At 66.2% G+C, this 22,492-nt stretch carries 15 protein-coding genes and 1 other RNA gene; 12 read left to right on the top strand and 4 right to left on the bottom strand.

Going from position 1 to position 22,492, the window contains the following annotated elements:
- Positions 1 to 200 precede the first annotated feature (200 nt).
- Positions 201 to 295: signal recognition particle sRNA small type (gene ffs / locus ACW2Q0_RS27605), an RNA gene on the top strand.
- A 146-nt stretch (positions 296 to 441) separates the two neighbouring features.
- The gene (locus ACW2Q0_RS27600; RefSeq protein ID WP_457193837.1) at positions 442 to 1,731 is read left to right on the top strand and encodes an aminotransferase class I/II-fold pyridoxal phosphate-dependent enzyme; all 1,290 of its coding nucleotides are present in this window, start codon (positions 442 to 444) and stop codon (positions 1,729 to 1,731) included.
- A 60-nt stretch (positions 1,732 to 1,791) separates the two neighbouring features.
- On the opposite strand, the gene ACW2Q0_RS27595 is transcribed toward ACW2Q0_RS27600, so the two are convergent.
- Entirely contained in the window at positions 1,792 to 2,598 is an 807-nt protein-coding gene (locus ACW2Q0_RS27595) for a methyltransferase domain-containing protein (RefSeq protein ID WP_457193836.1), read from the bottom strand.
- 193 nt (positions 2,599 to 2,791) lie between these two features.
- Here ACW2Q0_RS27595 and ACW2Q0_RS27590 point away from each other — a divergent pair, with 193 nt between their 5' ends.
- The 5 genes from ACW2Q0_RS27590 (at position 2,792) to ACW2Q0_RS27570 (ending at position 8,034) form a co-directional block, all read left to right on the top strand.
- Positions 2,792 to 3,385, top strand: coding sequence for an HhH-GPD-type base excision DNA repair protein (locus tag ACW2Q0_RS27590; protein ID WP_457193835.1), 594 nt, complete (start codon positions 2,792 to 2,794; stop codon positions 3,383 to 3,385).
- Between the two features lie 113 nt (positions 3,386 to 3,498).
- Positions 3,499 to 4,212: a hypothetical protein gene (locus tag ACW2Q0_RS27585; RefSeq protein WP_457193834.1), complete on the top strand. Its 714-nt coding sequence runs from the start codon at positions 3,499 to 3,501 to the stop codon at positions 4,210 to 4,212.
- Positions 4,213 to 4,365: 153 nt separating this feature from the next.
- Entirely contained in the window at positions 4,366 to 4,758 is a 393-nt protein-coding gene (locus tag ACW2Q0_RS27580) for a hypothetical protein (protein ID WP_457193833.1), read from the top strand.
- 145 nt (positions 4,759 to 4,903) lie between these two features.
- Positions 4,904 to 6,343, top strand: a complete 1,440-nt coding sequence (locus tag ACW2Q0_RS27575) for an MFS transporter (protein WP_457193832.1) — start codon at positions 4,904 to 4,906, stop codon at positions 6,341 to 6,343.
- Positions 6,344 to 6,744: 401 nt separating this feature from the next.
- Positions 6,745 to 8,034: an ROK family protein gene (locus ACW2Q0_RS27570; protein WP_457193831.1), complete on the top strand. Its 1,290-nt coding sequence runs from the start codon at positions 6,745 to 6,747 to the stop codon at positions 8,032 to 8,034.
- A gap of 458 nt (positions 8,035 to 8,492) precedes the next feature.
- Here ACW2Q0_RS27570 and ACW2Q0_RS27565 read toward each other — a convergent pair whose 3' ends face one another.
- Positions 8,493 to 10,103, bottom strand: coding sequence for a DUF2207 family protein (locus ACW2Q0_RS27565; RefSeq protein ID WP_457193830.1), 1,611 nt, complete (start codon positions 10,101 to 10,103; stop codon positions 8,493 to 8,495).
- 76 nt (positions 10,104 to 10,179) lie between these two features.
- On the opposite strand from ACW2Q0_RS27565, the gene ACW2Q0_RS27560 reads away from it, so the two are divergent.
- Positions 10,180 to 11,331 carry a neutral zinc metallopeptidase gene (locus ACW2Q0_RS27560; protein ID WP_457193829.1) on the top strand — a complete coding sequence of 384 codons (1,152 nt, stop codon included), beginning with the start codon at positions 10,180 to 10,182 and terminating at the stop codon, positions 11,329 to 11,331.
- A 166-nt stretch (positions 11,332 to 11,497) separates the two neighbouring features.
- Positions 11,498 to 12,601, top strand: coding sequence for a neutral zinc metallopeptidase (locus tag ACW2Q0_RS27555; RefSeq protein WP_457193828.1), 1,104 nt, complete (start codon positions 11,498 to 11,500; stop codon positions 12,599 to 12,601).
- A 75-nt stretch (positions 12,602 to 12,676) separates the two neighbouring features.
- On the opposite strand, the gene ACW2Q0_RS27550 is transcribed toward ACW2Q0_RS27555, so the two are convergent.
- Positions 12,677 to 13,972, bottom strand: a complete 1,296-nt coding sequence (locus ACW2Q0_RS27550) for an ammonium transporter (protein ID WP_457193827.1) — start codon at positions 13,970 to 13,972, stop codon at positions 12,677 to 12,679.
- Positions 13,973 to 14,065: 93 nt separating this feature from the next.
- Complete coding sequence (locus tag ACW2Q0_RS27545) at positions 14,066 to 14,890, bottom strand: hypothetical protein (protein WP_457193826.1); 825 nt, start codon at positions 14,888 to 14,890, stop codon at positions 14,066 to 14,068.
- A gap of 469 nt (positions 14,891 to 15,359) precedes the next feature.
- Between ACW2Q0_RS27545 and ACW2Q0_RS27540 the strand changes: the two genes are divergently transcribed.
- The 3 genes from ACW2Q0_RS27540 (at position 15,360) to ACW2Q0_RS27530 (ending at position 22,103) form a co-directional block, all read left to right on the top strand.
- Entirely contained in the window at positions 15,360 to 18,242 is a 2,883-nt protein-coding gene (locus ACW2Q0_RS27540) for a DNA polymerase III subunit gamma and tau (RefSeq protein WP_457193825.1), read from the top strand.
- A 326-nt stretch (positions 18,243 to 18,568) separates the two neighbouring features.
- Positions 18,569 to 19,783 (top strand): acetyl-CoA C-acetyltransferase, encoded by a 1,215-nt coding sequence (locus ACW2Q0_RS27535; protein ID WP_457193824.1) that lies wholly within the window; start codon positions 18,569 to 18,571, stop codon positions 19,781 to 19,783.
- A gap of 184 nt (positions 19,784 to 19,967) precedes the next feature.
- Entirely contained in the window at positions 19,968 to 22,103 is a 2,136-nt protein-coding gene (locus ACW2Q0_RS27530) for a 3-hydroxyacyl-CoA dehydrogenase NAD-binding domain-containing protein (RefSeq protein WP_457193839.1), read from the top strand.
- Positions 22,104 to 22,492: the final 389 nt, after the last annotated feature.

Genomic DNA, 22,492 nt, shown 5'->3' with positions numbered 1-22,492 from the left:
TGAGGGCGTTAACCCAACCCGCGTTCCAGGCGAGCGCCATAGGCCACTAGGCGAATCCTCCGTGCAGCAGCATACCGGGTGCCCCCGGCCGGTCACCAAATTGGGGCTGGCTGGGCAGGGAAGTCCCAGTTCGGTCCCATTTCTATGCCGTGCGGTGCCCCCAGTGATGATCACGATCGGATCTGCCCGCTACACTGGCGAACGGATCCCGCGCGGCGCGCATCCTGTGAACTCCCCCAGGGCCGGAAGGCAGCAAGGGTCAACGGGCTCTGCCGGGTGCGCGGGGTCCCCTACTATTCCCTCCCAATTCGGAGCAACCTCCGGGTAACGTGAGCACGGTCCGCCGGACGTCGAACGCGTTCGGTTGGATCGAACGGTCCGACCGAGGTACATCGGCTCGGACGTCAATCACCCCTTCGCTGCTTCGAAAGGCTACTCAGGATGCCCCGGCAAACGCAGATCGGTTTGATGAGCCCCCCGGAGCTCGTGTCCGAACACGAGACCCAGACCGCGAACTATGCGACGCTCAGGACCGAGAAGCTCACGCTGGATCTGACCAGGGGTAAACCTTCACCGGAACAACTCGACCTCTCCGCGGAACTGCTCACGCTGCCTGGTCCCGGCGATTACAAGGACGGCACCGGTACCGACTGCCGCAACTACGGTGGGCTGCACGGTCTCCCGGAATTGCGCGCGATCTTCGGCGAGCTGCTCAACATTCCGGCCGAGAATCTGGTCGCGGGCAATAACGCCAGCCTCGAGTTGATGCACGACGTGATCAGCTACGCATTGCTGTACGGCACAGCGGATTCCGAGCGTCGCTGGGTCGCCGAGCCCACGCTGAAGTTCCTGTGTCCGAGCCCCGGCTACGACCGGCATTTCGCGATCACCGAGGCGCTCGGCTTCGAGATGATTCCGATTCCGATCCGGCACGACGGCCCGGATGTGCATGCCATCGCCGAGTTGGTGGCCAACGATCCACAGATCAAGGGTCTGTGGGCGGTGCCGAACTATTCCAACCCGACTGGAGTCATCTTCTCCGAAGAGGTTGTCCAGGAGCTGGTTTCGATGCCCACCGCGGCGCCGGACTTCCGCTTGTTCTGGGATAACGCCTACGCCGTGCATCCGTTGACCGATACCGCCGCACCCGTCCTCGACGTGCTCGGTATGGCCGCCGCGGCCGCGAACCCCAACCGCCCCATCGTTTTCGCCTCCACCTCGAAGATCACCTTCGCCGGTGCGGGGGTGAGCTTCCTCGGTGCGTCCACGCCGAACCTGAACTGGTACCTCGACCACGCGTCGAAGAAGAGCATCGGCCCGGACAAGATGAACCAACTGCGCCACCTGCGGTTCTTCAAGGACGCCGACGGCGTGCGGGCGCATATGCAGAAGCACCGCGCCATCCTCGAACCGAAATTCGCGCTGGTCCTGAGGATTCTGGAGGATCGGCTGGGCGCGTCCAAGGTGGCATCCTGGACCGAGCCGAAGGGCGGCTACTTCATCAGTCTCGATGTCCTGGAAGGCACCGCGGCCCGGGTGATCGCGCTGGCCAAGGATGCGGGCATCGCGCTCACCGCGGCCGGTTCGGCCTTCCCGTATCGAAACGACCCGGAGGACAAGAACATCCGCATCGCCCCCAGCTTCCCGCAACTGCCGGAACTGGAAAAGGCGATGGACGGTCTGGCCACCTGCGTACTGCTCGCGGCCACCGAGAAGCTGCTCCAGAAATAACTCGAAACACAACGAGCGCATACCGAATCGGTATGCGCTCGTTGTGTTTTCGATCGAATATCAGCGCGGCTTATGGGCCAGCACGGCGAACATGGTCACCGATAGGTGGATGTCACCGCTTGCGGCGCCGCGTTCCAGATCCGCGATGAGGCGGTCGCGCTGTGCCTCGGTGATGGAACCACGCGCGACGGCCATGGCCGAGATGCGGTTGACCAGCGCGCCTGCGCCGACCGTTCGATCCTGGACCAGGGCGTGCGAGCCGATCTCGTCGATCACCAGACCTGCCTTGGTCAGCAGTCCGGGCAGCCTGCGGCCGGAGAAGGGGTTGGTGGTCGCGGCGATCAGGGTGTCGGTGACCTCGCGAACCACCCGCTGGTCGCCGGGATGGACGATCGCCGTGCCCCAGTCGCTGTCCACCACCACGACGCGGCCGCCGGGCTCGAGCACCCGGGCGATTTCGTTTGCGGCGCGGCCCGGTGCGGTCAGGTGTTGGAACACCCGCTCGCAGAGTGCGGCGTCGAAGGTGTTCGCGCCGAACGGTAGGCCGTAGGCGTCGCCGGAATGGAATTTGGCCGTTGAACCCGCCTGTTCGGCGCGGCGTTCGGCGGAGGCGAGCAGTTGGGGATCGGGTTCCACACCGATCGCGGCGCCGGTCGGTCCGACCGCATCCGCGAAGGCGATGACCTCCGAGCCGGTGCCCGACCCGATATCGACCGCACTTTCGCCGGGCTGCAACGCCAATGCTTCATGTGCCCAGGTGCGCAGACGGCGGATGCCCGGCAGCGCCGCCTGCAGATCCCGCACATCGACCAACTGATCCTGGCCCGCGCTGTCGAAGCGATCCGGGCGTAAGCCCTGCATATTCATGGGCCCGATTCCGTCTCTTGGTATTGCCGTCGTCTGAGGCATGGCGCTGAGCCTACTTCGGGGCCGACCGCATCGCACGGCAGTACTGTGAGGTCGGTCACGATTCGGGTATACCACCGATCCGGGTGGGCCGGAGCACGAGACGGTCCGGATGAGATGATCGGAGGGTCCGGTGCCGGCGAAAGGAATTCCCGTGGCCAAAGCGAAGTCCGCGACTGTCAAGCTGTGTCTCGCCCAGGAGCCCGCGGCGGACAAACTCCTTTCCGAGGATTCCTTCGCATTGCTGACGGGCATGCTGCTCGATCAGCAGTTCCCGCTCGAACACGCCTTCCGCGGGCCGAAGAAGATCGCCGATCGAATGGACGGATTCGATATCCAGCGGATCGCGGACGCCGATACCGAGGCATTCGAAGAACTGTGCGCGACCCCGCCCGCTATTCATCGCTACGGCCGGTCTATGGCCCGCCGTACTCAGGAACTCGCGCGTTATGTGGTCGAGCATTACGACGGCAAGACCGAACGGATCTGGACCGAAGGCGATCCGGACGGCAAAGAGGTGCTGCGCCGCTTGAAGGACCTGCCCGGCTACGGCGATCAGAAGGCCAGGATATTCCTCGCGTTGCTCGGTAAGCAGCTCGGTGTGCGGCCGAAGGGGTGGGAGACCGCGGCCGGTGCCTACTCCGAAGCGGGCTCCCGACGCTCGGCCGCCGATATCGTCGATGGCGAATCCCTTTTGGAGGTAAGGGCTTTCAAGAAGCAGATGAAGGCTGCCGCCAAGAAGTCCTGAGGTCGCTCGGGTTTTGCCTATTCGAATCTGTCTGCATTTTTCCCTCGTGCTCGATTGAATTCTCATCGAAGCTTTCCCCTCGAGAGCAACACCTAGATGAGGGAATGCAGTACATGATGATGAGGAAGCTCGCCGTCGTTGCGGCGCTGGTTACCGTGGCGACCGGAGTGGCCGCTGGCACTTCCGGCGCCGCCCCGGCCGCGACCGAAAGCGACAATGGCGCGATAAATTTCACCGCCGAAGCGGTAAACGATTCATCGATCATCAAGACCGACGCGGGTTCGCTGGCGGTCGAGAACGATGTGTTCGAGATCAAGGCGGCCGACGGCACTGTGCTCGCGGGCACCCCGCTGCGGTTTCGGATCGATGATTTCGAATTCCCGATCGCCGCACAGATTTCCGATCGAACCGCCACATTGACCCCGCAGATCGATCGCGAACACGCGGTCTACAAGCCGGTCGCGTTGCCGTACGAGGACCAGGCGCCGTGGAAGACACCATACGACCGTGAGGTCGCGGCCTGGACCCGCCTGGCGAGCACCATCACGACGGGCGCCACCATCGGCACTGTGGTCGGCGGCATCGGCGGCGCGGCGGTTGGCTGCGTGCTCGGTGGTATCGCGGGCGCGACCGTCGTCGCGGGTACCATCGCCGGTCTCTTCGGCCCGTTCATCCCGGCCGCGGCCGTCGGCTGCCTGATCGGCGTCGCCGCTGTCGGCGCGCTGGGCACCGTGGCGGGCCAGATCCTGATCACCGCCCCGGTAGCGATCGGCGCCGCGATCCAGTACTTCACCACTATCAATCAGCCGTTCGTCCCGGCCAAGTAGGTCGAATGGCATCCGTGGCCCCACCGTCGCCACGGAAACCGGCCCCGCCCAGTATTTCTCGACTGGGCGGGGCCTTCTCATGGCCGGGAAGTCGGGGTCGACCAAGGCTGGCATGCCTAGGATGTGCAAAGACTCTGAACGCAGAAGGGGATAATGATGAGCTTCGAGAGCAAACGTGTTCTGCAGAGCGCCCTGGTCTTCGCATTCGCTGGCGCCACCCTGCTGATCGGTGCGGGTACTGCCGCTGCCGACGACTGGCCCTCGGACGGCGGCGGCGCATTGGCGGTCTATGAGACCAAGAACTTCGCGGTGCAATCCGATCTCGATTACTGGAATCCGCTGTCCGACCGGAACCGGTTGACCTCACCGTTCGGGACCAGTACCCGGATCGTGTGCACCAGCTTCCATGGCGTCCAACAGGATTGCTGGCAAGCCGACCTCGACGGCAACCCGCACAAGCTCGACATCGCGCCACTCGACGTGCCATACGCCGGCTCCAGCGGAACCGGCCACTTCGGGCCCAAGCATTACGTCTACCCCGGCTGATCCTGCCGCGACGGAAACCGGCCCCGCCCAGTATCTCTCGATTGGGCGGGGCCTTCGTGTCTGTCGGGCAAGATCATGAGCCCATAGTTCATGTGTGCGCATTAGTTGTGTTGACATCTAATGCGTGCGCATCTAAATTACCAATGTGACTGTGCCAGCTACCGCTTCCGAGCCCCGGACCGCCGCATCTACCGAGCACAACCCGGGGCGTTGGGGCCCGAAGTTGTGGGCCGTGTTGTTCGTCGCCGGCCTGGCGATGTTCCTCGACGCGCTCGACGTCTCCATGGTGGGCGTCGCCCTGCCGTCCATCGGATCCGAACTGGGCTTGAACACCGAGAGTCTGCAATGGATCGTCAACGGCTACATCCTCGGCTACGGCGGCCTGCTGCTGCTCGGTGGCCGAGCCGCTGACCTGCTCGGCCGTCGACAGGTATTCCTCACCGCCCTGGTGGTTTTCGGACTCGCCTCACTCGCGGGCGGTCTGGTCGATGACGGTGCGCTGCTGATCGCCAGCCGCATCGTCAAGGGCATCGCCGCCGCCTTCACCGCACCCGCCGCACTCTCGATCATCACCACCACCTTCAAGGAGGGCCACGATCGCAACCGCGCGCTGTCGATCTTCACCGTCTTCGGCGCCTCCGGCTACGCCTCCGGCCTGATCGTCTCGGGTCTGCTCACGGGCATCGACTGGCGGCTGACCTTCTACGTTCCGGTGCTGGTCGTCGCGGCCGTGGTGCTCATCGCCTATTTCGTGGTGCCGCGCAATATCGAGAAGGAGCAGGGCCGCATCGACTTCGCCGGTGCCGCACTGCTGACCGGTGGCATGTTGGCCGCCGTCTACGCCATCGTCACCGCACCCGAAAAGGGCCTCACCGCAACGGTTGTCGCGACCGCCGTCATCGCCGTCACGCTGCTGAGCGCCTTCTTCGTGGTCGAGAACAGGGTGGCCCACCCGCTGGTGCGGCTGAGCATCTTCAAGGTGAACTCGATCACGCGGGCGAATCTGGCCGCGCTGGCCATCTTCGGCTCCTACATCAGCTTCCAGACGATCGTATCGCTGTACCTGCAGAACACCCTGCGGTGGGAGCCGCTGAAGATGGCGCTGGCCTTGGCGCCGACGGGCATTATCGTGGCGATCCTGTCGCCGGTCGCGGGCAAGCTGATCGACCGCTACGGCACCAAGCCGATGATCATCGCCTCGATGACCTCGTTCGTGGTCGGATATGTCTGGTTCATCTCCTTCGGCGCTAGCGCCGACCCGACCTACGTCGTGGACTACCTGCCCGCGTTCCTGCTGCTCGGCTTGGGCTTCGCGCTCGGCTTCTCCGCGGTCATGGTGCAGGCTACCGAGGGCATCGCCGACCATGAGCAGGGCTTGGCCTCCGGACTGGTGCAGACCTCCGGTCAGATCGGCGGGGCGGTCGTACTCGCCGTGGTCACCGGGTTGATCAGCGGTGGCGCCGCCACCAGCATCGCGCCGTACCGGCCGGGTCTGTACCTGGTCACGGCGGTCGCGCTGGTGGGGCTGATCGCCTCGGCCACCGCGCTGCTCACCCGTCGTCGGTTGGTCGCGGAAGCGGCGTAACCGAATGGCCCGGGGATCGGGCGAGTCGGTCGCCCCATGGGGTCGCTCGAGCGGCGGCCCCATTCGGCTTTTTCGGACAAATCGTGCTCTGGACCACATCTGTTCGGAACCCGTTGCGCGCCAAGGATTTCCGAAAGAATCACGCGGCCGAGGCGTTCCCGTGCTGCCGATAGGGCTTGGTGCGCCGTGATTTCGGTGTTAGCTTTGATCCCATGTCTTCGAGCCGTCTGACCGCCCTGCGGGTCACCTATGTGACCGCCGCATTGGGGCTGCGACTGCCGTTGACTCGCGAACTGTGTTGTTCCTGCTGCAGCTGAGCCGCTCCTTCGGCTCGTGCGCTGCCCCGCCGCCGCACGTGTATGCACGTCCCGTGCAACGGGACCTCAGCAAGGAATCTTCATATGTCGCTTCCCACCCTTGATCGATCCGCCGCCAGGGTCGTCACCGGTCGTGTCCGTGCCCAGCGTCCCGTCATCGCACCGGAGCTCCGCATCGCCGATAATCCGGCGGCAGCCGTGCTGCGCGCCGCGACCGGCGGTCCGGTTTCTCGTGACAATGCCGCGCGCACAACGGGTTTGAGCATCGCGACGGTCAACCGCCAGGTGTCGGCGCTATTGGCCGCCGGACTGCTGCGCGAGCGCCCTGATCTCACCGCATCGGGTGCGGTCGGACGCCCGCGGGTGCCGTTCGAAATCGACCACGAGGCCTATCTGACCCTCGGCATCCATATCGGTGCCGCGGTCACCAAGATCGTCGCGGCCGACCTGCGCGGGCGCATCCTCGGTGGACTGGCGATCGCGACGCCGCAGACCGGTCAGGACTTCGCGACCATGACCGTCGCGCGCAGCGCCAAGGCTTTCCTGCAGCGTTGGCATCGGCGCAAACCGCTCTGGGCCGGTGTGGCCATCGGCGGGCGGGTCGATACCGCGACCGGTGTCGTCGATCACCCCAAGCTGGCTTGGCAAGGCGCGCAGGTCGGTTCGGTGCTCGGCGAGGTGCTCGAGCTGCCGGTTTCGGTCGCGCCGCATGTCGAGGCCATGGCCGCATCGGAGTTGCTGTTGCCCACCGGCGAGCCGCGTGATGCGGAGCGCGATGGTGTGCGCACCGGTGGTCCGGGTAGCAGCCTGTATTTCTATGTTCGCGAAACCGCCGGTATCGCAGTGACTTTGGACGGTCGAGTGCATACGCCCAGCAGCGGTCCCGGTTCGATCGCGCACTTCCCGACCGGCTCCGATGTCGAATGCACCTGCGGACGGCGCGGCTGCCTCGAGGTGACCGTCGGTGATCGGTCGCTGCACGCCAGAGCCGTTGGGCGCGGGATCATTCCGGCGCACAAGGGCACCGGCGGCACCACCATCGCCGACCTCTATCGCGCCGCCGAGGCGGGCGCGGCCGATGCGCAGGAGTTGCTCGCCGAGCGCGCCACGATCCTCGGGCACACCGTCGCGATGGTCCGTGACATGCTCAATCCGGACCGGGTGATTCTCGGTGGCCAGGCCTTCACCGGCTACCGCCCCGCCATCGCCCACGTTGCCCGCGCCTTCAATCAGTCCTCGCAACTGCCGTCGACAGATATCCGGATCAGTGGGTTCGGCGGCAAGGTCCAGGAATTCGCCGCAGTGGTCACCGCACTCAGCGCCATTTACGCCGATCCCCTCTCCGCCATCCGCCGCACCGCACTGTCCGACTAGCTCTGTCGCGCCGACCGGTCTCCGGGATGACCCCGGCGGCCGGTCGATTGCGTTGTGCCCCTACGACTGCTGGTTCCCATGCGGCCCGGTCGCTCGTGCTGCCGGTCGATTGTGTTGTGCCTCTGGGTATGCTGCTCGCTTTGCCGGCCGCGGCTCGGCCTGTCGGTCGATCAGGTTGGGCCTGCTGTTGATCGTTGTGCTGGGCTTGGCTGGGGCGGCCGCGCTGTTGGTCGATTGCGTTGTGCCCTACCGCTGTTGGTTGCGCCGGTTTCGGCGCGGCCGATCGTGGCGTCGGTCGATCATGTCGTGCCTCTGTGCATGCCGCTGCTTGCGCAGGTCTCGACCCGACTGATCTCGCTGCTAATCATCGCCTCTGTGCCCGCCGCGACGAGCGTGTATCAGGTGGACAGCGCATCGTTCGGATGACCCGGGCCGTCCAGAATGAACGGGGCACCGGATTACCCGAAGAGCGCTTCGAGGGCGGTGATGAAGTAGGGGAAGTGACCGGCGAAGCGTTGCAGGTTTCGATCGCGTTCGAAGGTGCCGAACCAGTAGAGCCCGGGTTGGGAGTCGGCGGCGAGGTCCAGGTCGCGGAAGGCGCGGATCCAGTTGTCGGCGCGGCCGCCGATCACCATGAACGGCAGCGCTCGAGAGAAGACCAATTCCTGCTCGGCGGGCGGGATCTGGTCGCGGGTGGTCGCGTCGAGGCCGCGTTGCAATGCGCGGATCCGGCCGACGAGTTCGCGGCCCTGGGCCGTGCGGACGGGGAGGAATCGGGGCAGCAGTACGGTCGCGATCCCGGCGAGCAGAATCGCGACACCCACCAGGGCGCTGCCCGAGGTGAGCGCCAAGGCGACGGTCGCGGCGATACCACCGACGATCAGTGCCCCACCCGACAGAATCGGTGGTCCGATGCGGGCCCGGTCGATGAAGGCGCCGCGCTCGACCGCATCGGCGAGCATCGCAGTGCGCACCGGCTGGGACTGCACACGGCCCGGCGCGCGCAACTCGCCGACGGTCACCGAATCGGTGCCATCCGGCAGCAGTGCGCGGTAGACCGCCTTCTCGTAGTCGCGCAGTTGGTCATCGGGTGCGTTCACCCGGTCGATACGCCAATCGGTATCGCTGACCGGCGTGATCCAGACATACCGGCGCACCGCGAGGTCGATCACCGTCGCGGCGATATCGCTCGAATCGACATGTTCGTCGAGCAATACGCCCGCCTCACCGGGCAGAATGCCGTCCGGGGAGGTGAACTGAACCTGCTTGCCGTCGCGCAACAGTGGGTCGATCGTCTCCGAACCGGTTGCGGCGGCTGCGTTTTCCCGCCGGGTTTTGAACACGTAGGCCGCCATTGCGGCCAGTGCGAGCAGCAGCACACCGAACGCGACGAGCACCGGAGTCGTGAAGGAGAAGGCACCGACCTCGCGGTTGTCGCGGATGTCGGCATTGGCGGGCACCGTGCCGGGCGGCAGCTGCAGGGTCAGGTCGATGTTGTCGCCCTTACGCAGGTCGGTCTGGCGCCAGTAGAGCACCCCGTCCGCCTCGATCTGCAGATCGGAGCACTGCCGCAGATTGCTGGGCGGGCCCAATTTGCAGTCCACTACGCCCATTTCGTAGCTCGGGCTGATCAGGGACGCGTCGATCGATGCGACATCGGCATTGATGGTGCCGAGCCAGCGGAAGACCTGGGTGCCGGGTGCGTCGCTGACCGTGTTGTGGATCGCGTAGGTGAAGGTCGATTCGCCCGGCTTGGCGTCGATCGTGAACAGATCGTTCGCGACCGTCGCGGTGCCGGTGCCCTTGGTATCGACATCGGTGACCTTGAAGACCCGTTCGACATCGTCGCCGACCTTGAGGCGCAGCGGCAGTGTCATTTTGAAGCCGCCGTCGGCGGGGACGACCACCTTTTCGGTGACCTCCAGCACGCCCTCGCGGCTCAGTTTCAGATCCGCGACAATATCGACGCCGGCGGCTGCGGGCTCGGTGTGGGCAACCGGTGCGGCGGCCAGCATTCCCGCGGCGGCGAGAAACAGCGCGCTCGCGGCGCCCCCCCGTAAAGTCAGCATGACTGCCCACTCTAGACAAGTTGCTAAGCTGCGTCAGCGGCTGTAGGCGATCATGAGATGAGGGGGTGCGGGGGACGTGACTCAACCACCGTACGGCTACGGGCCGGTTCTGCCTGGTGGACAACCGGTTCCGCCGCGTCCTGGATTCGGTTCGCCATATGGTCAGCCCGGATATGGGCCCGCGCTCGGGCAGCCCGGGTATGGCCAGCGGCCGGGTTATCCGCCCGGTTACGGCCAGCCCGGTTATGGCCCGCCGCCTGGTTATGGCCAGCCGCCCGGGTATCCGGCGCCCGGTTACGTCCAGCGCTCACCGATGCCGCCCACTCCCTACGGCCCACCCGGACGTCCACCGCGGAAACGCAAGAGTGGTGGCGGATGGCTCGCGCTGCTGTTGATCATCGTCTTCGTGGTCGCGGGTGGCCTGGTGCGCGGCGCGATTTCGCAGGGCCGGGTCAGCAACACCTCGTCAGGCCCCGGACCGAGCATGACCTACACCCCGGATTCGAATGGCGGCGTCTCGGAGACCGGAACGAATCCGCTGCTGACCGATCCGAACACCACCTTGATCCCGGCGAGGTGCTCATACTCGCCGTGGAGCACGCAGGTGGAGACCGCGCGCAAGTTCTTCGAAACCGCCGCGGCCTGCCTGGAGTCGGCGTGGAAGCCCGTACTGGCGCAGAAGAATCTGCCATTCCAGTCGCCGACGCTGAACGTGAGCGCGACCACAGACGGCATCACAACGCCGTGCACCGGATCCACCAGTAATTTCGCCGCGTTCTACTGCCCGGCGAACAAGACGATCTACATGCCGCTCAGCCAGCTGCAGACCGATCTGTTCAAGGACAACTGGATCGTCTACTTGTCGGTTTTCGCCCACGAGTACGGCCACCACGTACAGGCTATGGCCGGAATCCTGCGTAAGGCCAACAGCGATCGCGTCGACGCGGGTGTGCGCAGTGACCGAGGTCTGGAGCTCTCCCGCCGAATCGAGTTGCAGGCCAACTGCTTCGACGGCATGTATCTCGGCTCCTCGTCCAACGGCGGTTCGCTGACCACATCGCAGATCACCCTCGCCCGCCGCGACGCACACGGCCGCGGTGACCAGCGCGGCGATATGCGCGATCACGGAACCGCGGAGAACGGTGGTACGTGGTTCGAGATCGGTGTGGACAAAGATCGTGCGGCACAATGCAATACGTTTACCGCGTCGGCCAGTGCGGTGTCGTGAGTAGATGACGCAGCCGCCCTACGGCTATGGTGCGCCGCCCACGTACCAGTCGCCGCCCGGCTCTGCGCCTGCCCCCGGAGCCCAGCAGCACGGGTATCAACCTGTACCGGGGTACCAGCCGCCTGGATATCAACCAGTACCCGGATACCAGCCGCCGGGTTATGAGGTGGGATATGGCTCGCCGCAGGGTTATCAGCCCAGCTATTGGGCATCGACCGCGCCGTATGGACCGCCGCTGCCGTACCAGCGGCCGGGTTATCCGCCGCGTCCGTACCCGCCGCGTCGGCGGAGTTCACGTGCGGGTCTCAGTGTCCTGTTCGGCCTGTTGACGGTCATCGTTCTGGTCGTCGGACTGTTTGTCACATCAGCGATTTCGGCCGACAACGCGAAGCAGCGCAATCGCCCGTCGGCCTACACCCCGCCCACGCCGAGTTACACCTATACCCCGCCGACGTCGTCGCCGACTTCATCGCCCAGCCCGACATCACGCGCCGCGGCTGCGACCACAACGCGTGCCACCGCGCCGACCACGACGAAACCCGCTGGGCCGCAACCGGTTGCGAAGCTCGGAGACAATCCGCTGTTCAGCGATGCCGACAATGGGCTGATCAATGACGCGTGCGACTATCCGTCCTGGGCCGCGACGGCCGCGGCGGCCCAACGGTTCTTCGAGGCCGCCGCGGCGTGTCTGGACAAGAAGTGGCGGCCCGCTCTGCAAGGGTCGAATCTGCCGTTTTCCAGCCCGAATGTTCGGGCGCCCGCCCGAGCGGAGGACGAGTCATCGCCGTGCACCTCATCCGGTGGCAACTATGCGGCGTTCTACTGTTCGGCAAACCATACGATCTACATGCCGCTCGATCACATCCAGGTCGAGCGGTACGGCAATGATGTGGTTATCTACCTGGCGGTTTTCGCTCACGAGTACGGCCATCACGTGCAGGCGATATCCGGGATGACACAGCAGATGAATACCGAACGCAGCGCGGCGGGCACCCGCAGCGCCCGCGGGTTGGAGTTGTCACGGCGCTTCGAGTTGCAAGCGCAGTGCTTCTCCGGAATGTACGTCGGCACATCGGTCCACGACGGCGCCTTTACCGATGCGCAAGGGGCTCGGGCCACGCAGGACACGTATGGGCGCGGCGACAAGCAGGGTGACGCGCGCGATCACGGAACCGGGCGCAACGCTGGGGACTGGTTCGCACACGGCTACCAGACCGACCGGACATCCCAGTGCAACACCTGGCTGGCATCCTCGGACGACGTCGCATAGCCGTGTCGTGGGCCGCGACGGCCGCATCCAAACCTCGGGCGCAGCCAGGTGCCGTGGCACCGTCAGTGTTTCGTATCAGTGGTCGCCGCCGTGCGACTGCCCGAAGTGCCCTTCGCCGGGCCGCCGCGGCGCATGTCCGTGCACGCCTTCGGCGTATGCGGTTTCCGCATGCAGTGCGAAGTCTATGCCCGTGATCTCGTCTTCCTTGCTGACCCGGAACCCGAGGAACCGGTCGATGGCCTTGCCGAGCACGAAGGAGACGGTGAACGCGTACGCCGAAACCACCAGCACGCCGACCAACTGCTTGCCGAACTGCGCGAGTCCGCCGCCATAGAACAGGCCTTCGACTCCGCCGGTCATCACCTGGTTGGCCAGCAGCCCGATCAGCAGTGTGCCGACAATGCCGCCGACGAAGTGCACACCGACCACATCGAGCGAATCGTCATAGCCCGCCTTGAATTTCCAGCCGACCGCGAACGAACACACCACGCCGGCCACCAGACCGACGATGAGCGAGCCGAGCGTATTCACCGAACCGCACGAAGGCGTGATCGCGACCAGGCCGGCCACCACACCCGAGGCCGCACCGAAGGTCGTCGGCCGACTGTCGCGGATCTGCTCGACCGCGAGCCACCCGAGCATGCCGAGACAGCCCGCCACCAACGTGTTCAGGAATACCGCTGCGGCAACTCCATTCGCCGACAGCGCCGAACCGGCATTGAAACCGAACCAGCCGAACCACAGCAGACCCGCGCCGAGCAGCACGAACGGCAGGTTGTGCGGACGCATCGCATCGGTCTTGAAGCCGATGCGTGGGCCCAGCACGAGGGCCAGCGCCAGCGCGGAGGCGCCGGAGGCGATCTCGACGACCATGCCGCCCGCGTAGTCGAGCGCGCCGAAGGAGGCCAGCCAGCCGTCCGGACCCCATACCCAGTGCGCGATCGGCACATAGACCGCCAGCGCCCACAGCGGCACGAAGACCATCCAGCCCGCGAATTTCGCGCGGTCCGCGATCGCACCGCTGACCAGTGCCGCGGTCAGGATGGCGAACGTCAGCTGGAAGGTGGCGAACAGCAGTTCCGGAATCGTGCCATGTACCGAATGCGGATCGATGCCCGCCATCCCGAAGTGGTCGAGATTACCGATCAGGCCGCCGCCGGCGTCTTCGCTGAAGGCCAGGCTGTAACCGGCAAGTAGCCACACCACGGTCACCAGTGGAATCGCGATGAAGTTCATCATCAGCATGTTGAGCACGCCGGTCGAGCGCACCATCCCGCCGTAGAAAATGGCCAGCGCGGGCGTCATCAGCAGCACCAGGGCGGTGCTGATGAGCAGCCAGGCGGTAGCCGCGGGATCGATGGTTGGGGACACGGGTAACTCCTTCCAACGCGCGCATGCGTTGCGAAGAAGTTACCGAATGATCACAGCGTCCCGAGCACCGCTGTGGCTATCAGCCCAGACAGTTCAGCGCCGCGCCTTCTTGGCCAAGGCGCGCAGACCGCGTCGACCGGGCACCGGAAGGTCGTCGCGCTCGGCCATCCAATCGGCGGTGGTGAGCCACCTGCGCTGGATGCGCGCGTCGGCGGTGTCGTGAAAGAGCCGGCGGCCGCGGTCGTCGCGCAGATCGTGTGCCAGGGTGGACCAGCGCGGCGGGCGGTCGTGTTCGGCCAGATAGTCGCGCAGGTACATGGCGACGATCGTGCCGATGGTGTTGACCGGTCGCAGCGAGACTCGGTTGCCGTATTTCGCGGAGTAGAAACGTCTTGCGGCACAAAGAGATCCGGGATTGGCATTGGAGGCGATCCAGCCGGCGCGCTGTGCGCGTTCGACCAGCCAGAGGTGCTTCACCGCGGACGGCGCGATATTGTCGATCCGCTCTCGGATCAGTGTCATCACCGGTTCGGACTGCAGCACATCACGCCGGGTGGGGCCGGTGCCGTGCGCGATCCAATGGTCCTCGGCCAGCCGAGCCAGAATGCGGCCGAAATCATCGATGCTGCGTTGGGCGCGGCGGCCGAGGCGTTCGATGCGCTCGGCTTCCCGGCGCATCTCGTTCTGCGCCGTGAGAGTGCGGATCGCGGCCATAGTCGGCACCTGGCCGCGCTCCAATAGTTCGAGGATGGCGGCGGCGGTCGACGGATCGGCGGCCGCGGCCACCGGTAGCGAATCGCGCTTGATCGCGAAGTCCTGGGGACTGATCGCCCGGCTGAGCAGGTCGACGGCGGCATGGTCGTCGGCGAAATCGGTGCTCGAAAGCCAGGCGGCGGCGATGTCGTCACGCGACGGCACGGTGGAAATTTCCTCCGATGGAAGTGGTGTGCGTTCGGCGAAAAGCGCCGGGGAACTGGTGGATTTCAGGTTGTGCCCCGGTCGGGATGAGGGACCGGCCGGGGCCACCAACCTGATGAAGGTTTGGCTACCGAAGTTGCCGATAACCACGGTAGCCAGGCGATTGCGTCGATGTCATGCCGGTTGATTGATTCGTTATCTCCGGGAATAGATCTCGAACCAGGGCGCGAGTTCAAGTAATCGGCGCCAAGTGCACTGGACGGGCGCCAAAGTTACGCATTCGTCCGCTCTCGATCTTCGATTGCTCCGACTTTGCCGCCTTCGGCGCTGAACAGTGGGGGCTAACAAAGATCTGAGCATCTTGTGATATGCATCACAGTTCTGTCGTAAAACGCCCGAAAGCACGCCGCGCCCAGCCTGTCGGTCGAGGGGAATGCGCATTGTCGGTGGGCGCCGGTAACCTCTGGCCGTGGCTCTGTACCGGAAGTACCGACCGGCAACGTTCGCTGAAGTGGTGGGTCAGGAGCACGTCACCGACCCGCTGAGTACCGCGCTCGACACTGGTCGGATCAGTCATGCCTATCTGTTCTCGGGTCCCCGGGGCTGTGGCAAGACCTCCTCGGCGCGCATCCTCGCGCGCTCGTTGAACTGTGTACAGGGCCCGACCTCGACACCGTGCGGTGTCTGCCCGTCCTGTGTTGCGCTCGGTCCGGGTGGGCCGGGCAATCTCGATGTGATCGAACTGGACGCCGCGAGTCACGGCGGTGTCGACGACACCCGCGAACTGCGTGATCGGGCCTTCTACGCGCCCGCGGAGTCGCGCTATCGGGTGTTCATCGTCGACGAGGCGCATATGGTCACCACGGCCGGGTTCAATGCGCTGCTCAAGATCGTCGAGGAGCCACCCGCCCACCTGATCTTCATCTTCGCCACCACCGAGCCGGACAAGGTGCTGCCCACCATCCGCTCCCGCACGCACCACTATCCGTTCCGGCTGCTGCCGCCCGCGACCATGCGCGGACTGCTCGGCAAGATCTGCGAGCAGGAGCAGGTGCCGGTCGAGGAGGCGGTGTACCCGCTGGTGATTCGCGCCGGCGGTGGGTCGCCGCGCGACAGCCTGAGTGTGCTCGACCAGTTGCTCGCGGGTGCCGGTCCCGAGGGCATCACCTATTCGCGGGCGGTTTCGCTGCTCGGTGTCACCGATGTCGCGCTGATCGACGATGCGATCGACGCGCTCGCCGCCGGCGATGGCGCCGCCCTCTTCGGCACCATCGACCGGGTCATGGAGGCGGGTCACGATCCACGCCGCTTCGCCGTCGACCTGTTGGAGCGCCTGCGCGACCTGATCCTGTTGCAGGCCGTCCCCGACGCCGCCGACCGTGGCCTGGTCTCCGGCCCCGGCGATGTCCTGGAACGGATGCGCGAACAGGCCGAACGCACCGGCCCAGCCACCTTGGCCCGGCATGCCGAACTCCTGCACGAGGGCCTCGGCGAAATGCGCGGCGCCACCGCGCCCCGCCTCCTGCTCGAAATCGTCTGCGCCCGCATGCTTCTCCCATCGGTCTCCGACGCCGAATCGGCGACTTTGCAACGCCTGGAGCGCCTCGAACGCGGCATAGCCACCGCAGCGATCACCCCAGCCGCCGCCCCCGCCCAGCCTTCCGACGCTGCACCCGCCACGGCTCAGCCAACGGCGGCCCATTCGACCCCGCCTCGTGCCTCCAACGAACCCCCACGCCGCCGAGGCGCGGAACTCCTCGCCGCCGCCCGCCGCGAAAAGGACGCCAACCGCGCGGGCGTGAGCCCGGCGAGTGCCCTGACGCAGGCGGATGCGCAGTCCGGTGCGCCCGCGCAGGCTGATGGCTCCACACACTCGGATGCCTCCGCGCCGACCGGGCGGGCTGGTGATAATCCTGGGCAGGCGGGTGCCCTCGCGCAGGCCGGTGGCCTCGGGCAGGATCGCGCCGCTCGCCACAGCGCAACCGTCGAGCCCGACATCGACAGCCAAGACTTGGCTGGTGGAGAGGATCCAGCGGTCGCGCAGAGTGCTGCGGCAGCACAGAGTTCGGCGGCGCAGGCCGCGGCCGAGCGTCGGCATTCGGCGGCCGGGCGAGGCGCGGGGCAACTCGATGCGGAGGAGGCTGGATTCGCCGTCGTGCCGGGTGATGCGACTGCGGAGCGTGGTAGCACGCAGACGGGTGCGGCGCGTACGTCCGCCGACCAGGGGGCGAACACCGGGCAGCTCGGTGCGACCGAGCTTGCCGGGGTTGATGCCGCGGCCGGGACGAGCGGCGCACCGGTCGCCGCGGCGCTCGACGGAGAAGCACGTTTTACTGCTGTGTCGGAGCCTGGCGCTGCGCCGGTCGATGCCGCGCGCGGTGCGGCTCCCGCCTCGTCTTCGGTCGTCGAGTCTGCGGATCGAGCCGCTGTGCTCGGTCGGGGTGCGGCCGAGTCCGCTGGTGGTTCAGCTGCCGCTGCTGGTGCCATTGCGCACACGGGTGAGTCGACAACCGGGGCGGGCTCGGGTGATGCGGGCGGGGGTCCTGCCGCCGTGCCGCCGAGTGGTACTGCGCAGCCGGGTGGTGCGCAAGTTGCTGCGGCGGACCAGAGCGGCGCGGACGCGGGGGCGCGGCAGGGTGATGCGGATCTGTTGCGGGCGGTGGAAGGGGCCTGGGGGGAGATTCGGGCGAAGGTTCGGGAGTTCGGGCCTACGGTGCAGGCGTTGTTGTCGGGGGCGTCGGTGGCTCGGATCGAGGGCGAGGTCATCGTATTCGCGCACCAGCATGCGCCGCTGGCGCAGCGGCTGTCGGATCCGCGGAATGTGGAGGCGGTGCGGGCGGCGGTGCGGGCGGTGCTCGGCGGCGATCATCCGGTGCGCTGGGAGGCGGGTGGGGCCGCGCCCAGGCCTGCGGCCGCCGTGCCGAAGAAGAGTCGGGGGCGTGGTCAGGGCGGGCAGCAGAGCGCCAGTGCGGCGGGACGGGAATCCGACAACCCCGGCGCAAGCGGTTCGGATGCGCCCGCGCCACCGCGGTTCTCACGGCCGAGTCAGGCCAGGGCGGCCGCCGATCCGGCGGCGGGCGCTCGGCAGCGGTCCACACCGAGCGGTGACGCACGGTCGTTCCGCGACGGCGACGATATTCCACCGCCCGATTACCCGGATCTACCGGATGACCCGGGACCGATGGATTACGTGCCGATAGATGGCGTCCCGCCGCCCTCCACGCCGGAGGAGGAGCAGGAGATGCTGGCCGAATCCCAGACCCCGGTGGCGCCTGGGGACCGGCGTGACCCGGATGAGGTCGCCTTGGAGTTGCTGAAAAGTGAGCTGGGTGCCACGCGGCTCGATGGTTGACAACCCTCGTTCACAAGACGTTAAGTTAACCGGAGTTCGCACACGACGGTAGTATGAACGGGTGGCCGCGAACTGCGGTGTCACGACGTTTTATCGTATGCCCAGGGCTACTGGCCGGTAGGACTCGCTGTCGTCGCTGCTTATCGGCATTTGTGCAGCGTTAGGACGATCGGGTTCCGGCTCGGTCGGCGAGGTCCCCCGCGGCCACGCCGCAAACGTGGTGTCGCTGCACAACGCGCTCGAACGGATGACGTTCGGACGCCGCATCGAGCGTGGATGGACATACGTTCGCCCCCGCTGCACCCCAAGGAAGGAAACACTCCGATATGACCACAGAGGCCTACATTTACGAGGCCATCCGCACTCCGCGCGGACGCGGCAAGAAGAACGGTTCGCTGCACTCGGTCAAGCCGATCGATCTGACTGTTGGTCTGATCCAGGAGTTGCGCGGCCGTTTCCCGAACCTCGACGAAGACCGGATCTCCGACCTGATCCTGGGCGTCGTCTCGCCGCTGGGTGACCAGGGTGCCGATATCGCCCGTACCGCCGTGACGGTGGCCGGCCTGCCCGACACCGTCGGCGGCTTCCAGCTCAACCGCTTCTGCGCCTCCGGCCTCGAGGCCGTCAACCTGGCCGCGCAGAAGGTTCGCTCCGGCTTCGACGACCTGGTCATCGCCGGTGGTGTGGAGTCCATGTCCCGCGTGCCGATGGGGTCCGACGGTGGTGCCTGGGCAATGGACCCGGCCACCAGCTACGACACCTACTTCGTGCCGCAAGGTATCTCCGCCGACCTGATCGCCACCATCGAGGGCTTCTCCCGCGATGACGTGGACGCCTACGCCGTGCGCTCGCAGGAGCTGGCCGCCAAGGCCACCACCGGCGGCTACTTCGCCAAGTCGATCGTTGCGGTCAAGGACCAGAACGGCCTCGTCGTCCTCGACAAGGACGAGCACATGCGTCCCGGCACCACCGCCGAGGACCTGGCCAAGCTGAACCCGTCCTTCGCCGTGATCGGCGAGATGGGCGGCTTCGACGCGGTCGCACTGCAGAAGTACCACTTCGTCGAGAAGATCAACCACGTCCACCACGGCGGCAACAGCTCGGGCATCGTCGACGGTGCCGCGCTGGTGCTGGTCGGTTCGGAAGAGGCGGGCAAGGCCTCCGGCTTGACCCCGCGTGCCCGCGTCGTCGCGACCGCCACCAGCGGCGCCGACGCCACCATCATGCTGACCGGTCCTACCCCGGCCGCCAAGAAGGTGCTGGCCAAGGCGGGCCTGGCCCTCGACGACATCGACCTGGTGGAGATCAACGAGGCTTTCGCTTCCGTGGTGCTGAAGTTCCAGAAGGATCTGCAGGTCCCGGACGAGAAGCTGAACGTCAACGGTGGTGCCATCGCGATGGGCCACCCGCTCGGCGCCACCGGTGCCATGATCACCGGCACCATGGTCGACGAGCTGGAGCGCCGCAACGGCCGCTACGCACTGCTCACCCTCTGCATCGGTGGCGGCATGGGCGTCGCCACGATCATCGAGCGCGTTTAACCCAACCGACAGCTGAGAATTCGCGCGGCACGAGCGTCAGGCCCGCAGCAGGCAGCTTGCGAAACCACGCAGGGCCAGCGAGTGCCGCCATTGAACAAGGAGACACAGAGCAGTGAGCGAGCGCAGCGAGCGAACCGAAGACACAGCGCGCGTCGCGAACGGCGCAGCCGTTGGCGAAACCAACATGATCGGTTGGGAGCAGGATTCGGACGGCATCGTCGTTTTGACGATGGATGATCCGAATCAGGGCGCCAATACGATGAACGAGCTGTACAAGACGTCGATGACCGCCACCGTCGACCGGCTCGAGGCCGAGAAGGACAACATCACCGGCGTGGTGCTCACCTCGGCGAAGAAGACCTTCTTCGCCGGCGGCGACCTGAAGAACATGATCCAAGTCGGCCCGCAGGACTCCCAAGCCCTGATGGCGGAACTCGGCACCATCAAGTCGGCGCTGCGCAGGCTGGAGACACTGGGCAAGCCGGTTGTTTCGGCGATCAATGGCGCCGCGCTCGGTGGCGGCCTGGAGATTACCCTCGCGACCCATTACCGGATTGCCGCGGATGTGCCGGGCGTACAACTCGGCATGCCCGAGGTGACCCTGGGCCTGCTGCCCGGCGGTGGCGGTGTCGTCCGCACCGTACGCATGTTCGGCCTGCAGGGCGCGCTGCTGCAGTTCCTGCTGCAGGGCAACAAGTACGGCCCGGGCAAGGCCAAAGAGATCGGCCTGATCAACGAGGTCGTCGGCTCGGTCGAGGAGCTGGTGCCCGCCGCCAAGGCGTGGATCAAGGCCAACCCAGACGGTGGCGTGCAGCCGTGGGATAAGAAGGGCTTCAAGATCCCGGGCGGCACCCCGTCCAGCCCGGCCTTCGCCGCCAACCTCCCGGCCTTCCCGGCCAATCTGCGCAAGCAGCTCAAGGGTGCCAACATGCCCGCACCGCGTGCCATCATGTCGGCCGCGGTCGAGGGTTCGCAGGTCGATATCGACAATGCGTCGCTGATCGAATCGCGCTACTTCGTCTCGCTGCTGACCGGCCCGGTCGCGAAGAACATGATCCAGGCGTTCTTCTTCGACCTGCAGTCGATCAACAATGGCGGTTCGCGACCCAACGATGTCCCGAAGAAGGAGATCCGCAAGGTCGGCGTGCTCGGCGCGGGCATGATGGGCGCTGGCATCGCCTACGTCTCGGCCAAGGCGGGTTTCGAGGTCGTGCTCAAGGACGTCACCATCGAGGCGGCCGAGCGCGGCAAGAACTACTCCGAGAAGATCGAGGCCAAGGCCCTGTCCCGCGGAAAGACCTCCGAGGAGAAGTCCAAGGCGCTGCTGGACCGGATCAAGCCGACCGCGGATGCGGCCGACTTCGCCGGTGTCGACTTCGTCATCGAGGCCGTCTTCGAGAACCCCGAGCTCAAGCACAAGGTGTTCCAGGAGATCGAGGATATCGTCACCCCGGACGCGCTGCTCGGCTCGAACACCTCCACCCTGCCGATTACCGGTCTGGCGACCGGCGTCAAGCGGCAGCAGGACTTCATCGGCATCCACTTCTTCTCGCCGGTCGACAAGATGCCGCTGGTGGAGATCATCAAGGGTGAGAAGACCTCGGACGAGGCGCTGGCCCGGGTGTTCGACTACACCCTGGCGATCAAGAAGACCCCGATCGTTGTCAACGACAGCCGTGGCTTCTTCACCTCGCGCGTGATCGGTACCTTCGTCAACGAGGCGATCGCCATGCTCAACGAGGGCATCGAGCCCGCGACCATAGAGCAGGCCGGTCTGCAGGCGGGCTACCCGGCCGCGCCGCTGCAGCTGTCGGACGAGCTGAACCTGACGTTGATGCAGAAGATCGCCCAGGAGGCCCTCGAGGCCGCCGCGAAGGGGGACAACCCCCTCGGCGTGAAGCGGCACCCGGCGCAGGATGTCATCGACTACCTGGTCGAGCAGGGTCGCCCGGGTCGCCTGGGCAAGGCCGGCTTCTACGACTACGACGAGGACGGTAAGCGCCTGGGCCTGTGGCAGGGGCTGCGCGAGCACTTCAAGACGACCTCCGGTTTCGGTGTGCCGCTGCAGGATCTGATCGACCGCATGCTGTTCATCGAGGCGATCGAGACTCAGAAGTGCTTCGACGAGGGCGTGCTCACCACCACCGCCGACGCCAACATCGGCTCGATCTTCGGTATCGGCTTCCCGGCTTGGACCGGTGGTGTGCACCAGTTCATCGTCGGTTACCCGGGCGGTCAGGCGGCCTTCGTGGAGCGTGCGGACTACCTCGCCAAGACCTACGGCCAGCGTTTCGAGGTCCCGGCCTCGCTGCGCAAGTAATTCGCGCGGTAACTCGCAACGGGTCACGGCGGCTGCTTGCAGGTCGCTCGAAAAGGTCAGCCCGCCATCGTATTTCGCGGTGGCGGGCTTTCTTCGTGCCGAATATTCGACGATCACCTTGCGGCGGTCGCCGGGGTACCGGAACGCGCCGCACATAGCCCGCGTCTTCCAGACGATCGATGAGTCGGGTGGTCGGGCAGGTGGTCAGTCCGCTGCGCGCGCCCGCCTTTCCGTGCAGCATGACCGCGCTGAGATAGCGGCGGTAGACCTCGCTCGCGTCCGATCGCATCGGCCACCCAACGCAACAAGCTCATGGAGCGCATCACCTACCTGTCCACCCCCGCCGCCCCGCCCGGCCGCCGAGCGCTGAAGCGGCAGGAGCCGCGCTG

The sequence above is a fragment of the Nocardia citri genome (assembly GCF_054065835.1).
Note: the sequence above shows the minus strand (reverse complement) of the source record. Positions and strands in the feature narration are given on the sequence as shown.